This is a genomic window from Thiohalocapsa sp. (genome assembly GCF_019695415.1).
Lineage (GTDB): Bacteria > Pseudomonadota > Gammaproteobacteria > Chromatiales > Chromatiaceae > Thiohalocapsa.
Genome location: NZ_JAIFKJ010000532.1, coordinates 1 through 4,079, shown reverse-complemented (window position 1 = coordinate 4,079; position 4,079 = coordinate 1). Strand labels below are relative to the sequence as shown.

Sequence of the window (4,079 nt, the reverse complement as noted above, 5' to 3'; positions counted from 1 at the left end):
ACATAGCCGAGGATGCCCTGGCAGTTGTTGTCCAGCTCTTGTTGGATGTCCCCGACAGTCCAGTCAGCCGGATTGGCGAGGGGAATACTCAGGATGGTGTCGAGCCTTGCGCGGCGGCCTCCGTCGGCGAGCTCCGCCTGGCGGGCGGCGACATCCACGGCATGGTAGTGCAGCGCGTGCAGCGTGGCACCGGTGGGCGACGGCACCCAGGCACAGTTGGCGCCGGCCCTGGGATGGGCGATCTTGGTATCCAGCATGGCGCGCATTTCATCGGGCATGGTCCACATGCCCTTGCCAATCTGACCATGGCCCGGCAGGCCGCAGGCAAGACCGACATCGACATTCCAGTCCTCGTAGGCCAAGAGCCAGGGTGCGGTCTTCATGGTGCCCTTGCGCAGCATCGGACCCGCTTCCATGCTGGTGTGGATCTCATCGCCGGTGCGGTCCAGGAAGCCCGTATTGATGAAAATCACCCGCTCGGAAGCCCGGCGGATACACTCCTTGAGATTCACAGTGGTGCGCCGCTCCTCGTCCATGATGCCGATCTTGAGGGTGTTCCGAGATAGGCCCAGCCCGTCCTCGATGCGCGCGAACAAGTCCACGGCCAGCTGCACCTCGTCCGGCCCGTGCATCTTGGGCTTGACGATGTAGACGCTGCCGGCGCGACTGTTGCGCAGGCAGCCCAACCCTTTCAGATCGTGCATGGCGGCAAGCACCGTCACCATGCCGTCGAGGAAGCCCTCGGGGATCTCCTCGCCCTCCGCCGTCAGCACGGCGTCTGTCGTCATCAGGTGGCCAACGTTGCGCACCAACATCAGGGAGCGCCCGGGCAGGGTCAGCTCACCGCCGTCTGGGGCCGTGTAGACCCGGTCCGGATTCAGCCGGCGCTCCTGCATTTTGCCGCCCTTGCTGAAGCTGGCGGCGAGGTCACCGCGCATCAGCCCAAGCCAGTTGCGGTAGACGGCAACCTTGTCCTCGGCGTCCACGGCGGCCACCGAGTCCTCACAGTCCTGGATGACGGTCACCGCGGACTCCAGCACCACGTCTTTGACGCCGGCCGGGCTCTTGGCGCCGATGGGGTGCGCGCGGTCGATGGCGAGCTCCACATGCAGACCGTGGTTCTTCAGCAGCACGGCGGTGGGCGCCTCGGCTGGTCCCTGCCAGCCAGCGAGCTGAGCAGGGTCGGCCAGGGGCGCGTCGCCGGCGATGAGCTCACCGCCCTCCACCCGGTAGCTGGAGATGCTGCCATGGGAGGCGCCGCCGGCGAGCGCGAAGTGCTGGTCCAAGAAGTCCACCGCCGCGGCCACCACCCGCTCGCCGCGCACCGGGTTGAAGCTCGCCGTGCGCTCGGCGCCGCCGTCCTCCGGGATCGCATTGGTGCCGTAGAGGGCGTCGTAGAGGCTGCCCCAGCGGGCGTTGGCGGCGTTCAGCGCGTAGCGGGCGTTGTTCACTGGCACCACCAGCTGCGGGCCTGCGATGGTCGCAATCTCCGGGTCCAGGTTGGCGGTGGTCACCGCGAAGTCCGACCCCTCCGGCTCCAGGTAGCCGATGCCCTCAAGGAAAGCCTTGTACGCTGCGGCGTCGATGGGCTGGCCGCGGCGCTCGCGGTGCCAGGCGTCGATCTCCGCCTGAAGCGCGTCGCGGCGCTCCAGCAGCGCACGATTGCGCGGCCCAAGGTCCGCAACGATGTCGGCGAAGGCCGTCCAGAAGGCGTCCGGCTCAATGCCGGTGCCGGGGATGATCTCGTCGCGGATCAGGTCGTGCAGGGGCGCGGCGACATGAAGGCCGCCGACGGTGATGCGGTCGGTCATGCTTATTCTGCTCCAGCCAGTGGTGGATCGGCGAACGGCATCGCCGAGCAGCACACTAGGATTTTCCAGAACAGAGCCGCGACGCAATATCGATAGGATAAATTATCTCAAGCCAAGCGATGCACCGAGGCAATACTGAGCTCTTTTCGGAAGATACCGATTGATCGGCCAGGATGGCCGACAAAGCGGCGTTTCTCCAGGGCTCACCCCCTTGGGAGGCTGGCGGCATCTGCCTCTGCGTAGAAATCCTGGATCGCCGCCCATGCAGCCTCTGCGGTCTCGACGAACTTGAACAGCTCGCGGTCGGGCGGGTCGATGGTGCCCTCCTCCACCAGCGCATCGAAGTCGATGATGCGCTGCCAATACTCGCGCCCGAACAGCAGCACCGGCACCGGGTGGACCTTGCCGGTCTGGATCAGGGTCAGGGTCTCGAACAGTTCGTCCAGAGTGCCGTAGCCGCCGGGGAAAACCACCAATGCGCGCGCCCGCAGCACGAAGTGCATTTTGCGCACCGCGAAGTAGTGAAATTGAAAGGACAGCTCAGGCGTGACATAGCGATTTGGCCGCTCCTCCTGCGGCAGCACGATACTCAAGCCCACGCTCTTGCCGGAGACGTCGCGCGCGCCGCGATTGGCGGCCTCCATGATCCCGGGCCCGCCGCCGGTGACCACCACGTAGTCCCTGTGACCATTGCGCTGCGAGACCTCGGTAATCAGCGCCGCTAGACGCCTGGCCTCGTCGTAATATTTGGCCTTGTCTGCAATGCGCCGGGCGACGGCGGCACGGCGAGCCAGCTCCGCGTCCTCCGGTGCCGCGGCCGCGGCGTCCTCGGCGGCCCGCAGGCGGGCCCGGGCGGCCTCGGGCTCAGGGATGCGGGTGCTTCCGAAGATCACGACGGTGGAGTCGATGCCCTGCTCTTGCTGCACCAGCTCGGCCTTCAGCAGCTCCAATTGCAGCCGGACAGGCCGCAGCTCGGCGCGACGCAGGAAGTCGATGTCGGCGTAGGCGAGCCGATAGGAGGCCGACGCCATCTGTGGGCTTTCCATGCTTGGCTCTTGGGCCTCTTCCTCCGCCGCGCTGGGCCAGGGGCTCTGTTGAGGGCTGTCGGGCTGGGCGGATCGGGTCATGATCTGGTGCGACGATGGGGTATCGGTTAGGTAGTCGCGCCAGACGTTTGCCCCGCCGGCGCCGGCGGCTAGGGCACAAGCGACGACACAAGGTGCGCGGGTCGCAGCGGGGCGCAGGGCAGGCATCCGCAGAGCCGGCGCGACGCGCTCCGGCCGACGCCGCCTCGCATGTGCTCAACCGGCGCTTTGGCTCTGGGTCTCATCCGACAAGCGTTCCTGCAACTGGTCGATCTCCTGGCGCATCTCGTCGGAGAGCTGATCGCGGAGGCCCTTCAGCTTGTCGATGACGCCCTGCGCGGAGTTGAGGTCATTCTCGCGCAGATAGTCCTGCACCTCGGTGATCATCGTCTCCGCCCGCTGGCTGACGCTGCGGGTCAGCTCGTTGGTCTGCTCGGAGGCCGCCTTCGCAGCTGCCGCCGCGGCGGCGCTCGCCTGCTCACCCGCGGCCTTCAGGCTGGCGCTCGTCTCTTCCGCCTGCGCCTTGACCGCGTCCATTGCGCTGCTGGCTGCATCACGGGCTGCGGCGCCGGCCTGCTCACCGGCCTCCTTGAGCTTCGCCGCGGCGGCCGCGGCCTCCGCTTTGGCACGCTCCAAAGCAGCATCTTGGGCGGCGGTCTCAGCGGCAGCGCCGGGCTCCGTCTGCGTCTGCTCCTCCATCTGCTCAGTCTCCTCGCCTTCGCCGCAGCCGGTGAGTGCCAGCGCCAGCGCCATTGTGCAGGCTGCGGTGAGCAGGGTCAGTGGTGTCTTGGTCATGTGATTGTGCTCCGATGATCGAGGTCTAAGTCAGAAAAGTGTACCGGCGCAGGGCCGGCACGGGAGGCTAGCGCAATTCGATACAAACAGCTAACCCACCGGAGAGCCCACGGCACCGTCGGCGCACCGCTAGCATGGGCGCGCACCGCGCGGGCGCCGAAGACGATGGTTGCAATCCGCGCACCCTTTGGCTAGCGTGCCGGGCAGTCCTGCTGGGGGTGCCCGCCGTAGGCGGGCTGAGACAGTCCCTTTGAACCTGATCCGGTTGATACCGGCGTAGGGAAGCCTGGACGCACCGCGGTCACTCCCAGCCCGCCCCTGCGCCCTGCTCCCCGCCGCAACCGGCCTGCCCAGCCCAGGGAACCCGTGCCGCGAGGAGCCCACATAG

The 4,079-nt window shown here is 67.2% G+C and carries 3 protein-coding genes and 1 riboswitch; all 3 genes read right to left on the bottom strand.

From position 1 onward, the window contains the following. Positions 1-1,811: malate synthase G (locus tag I6U14_RS14770; RefSeq protein WP_296900281.1), on the bottom strand; the 1,811-nt coding region annotated here is incomplete at its 3' end. Positions 1,812-2,014: 203 nt separating this feature from the next. Beyond that, complete coding sequence (locus I6U14_RS14765; protein WP_296900280.1) at positions 2,015-2,857, bottom strand: TIGR00730 family Rossman fold protein; 843 nt, start codon at positions 2,855-2,857, stop codon at positions 2,015-2,017. A gap of 255 nt (positions 2,858-3,112) precedes the next feature. Next, entirely contained in the window at positions 3,113-3,691 is a 579-nt protein-coding gene (locus tag I6U14_RS14760) for a hypothetical protein (protein ID WP_296900279.1), read from the bottom strand. A gap of 204 nt (positions 3,692-3,895) precedes the next feature. Continuing rightward, positions 3,896-3,991, top strand: a riboswitch (TPP riboswitch). The last annotated feature ends 88 nt before the right edge of the window (positions 3,992-4,079 follow it).

Coding starts and splice junctions, on each gene's coding strand:
- I6U14_RS14765 (WP_296900280.1), bottom strand. CDS start 2,857: ATGGAAAGCCCACAGATGGCGTCGGCCTCCTATCGGCTCGCCTACGCC.
- I6U14_RS14760 (WP_296900279.1), bottom strand. CDS start 3,691: ATGACCAAGACACCACTGACCCTGCTCACCGCAGCCTGCACAATGGCG.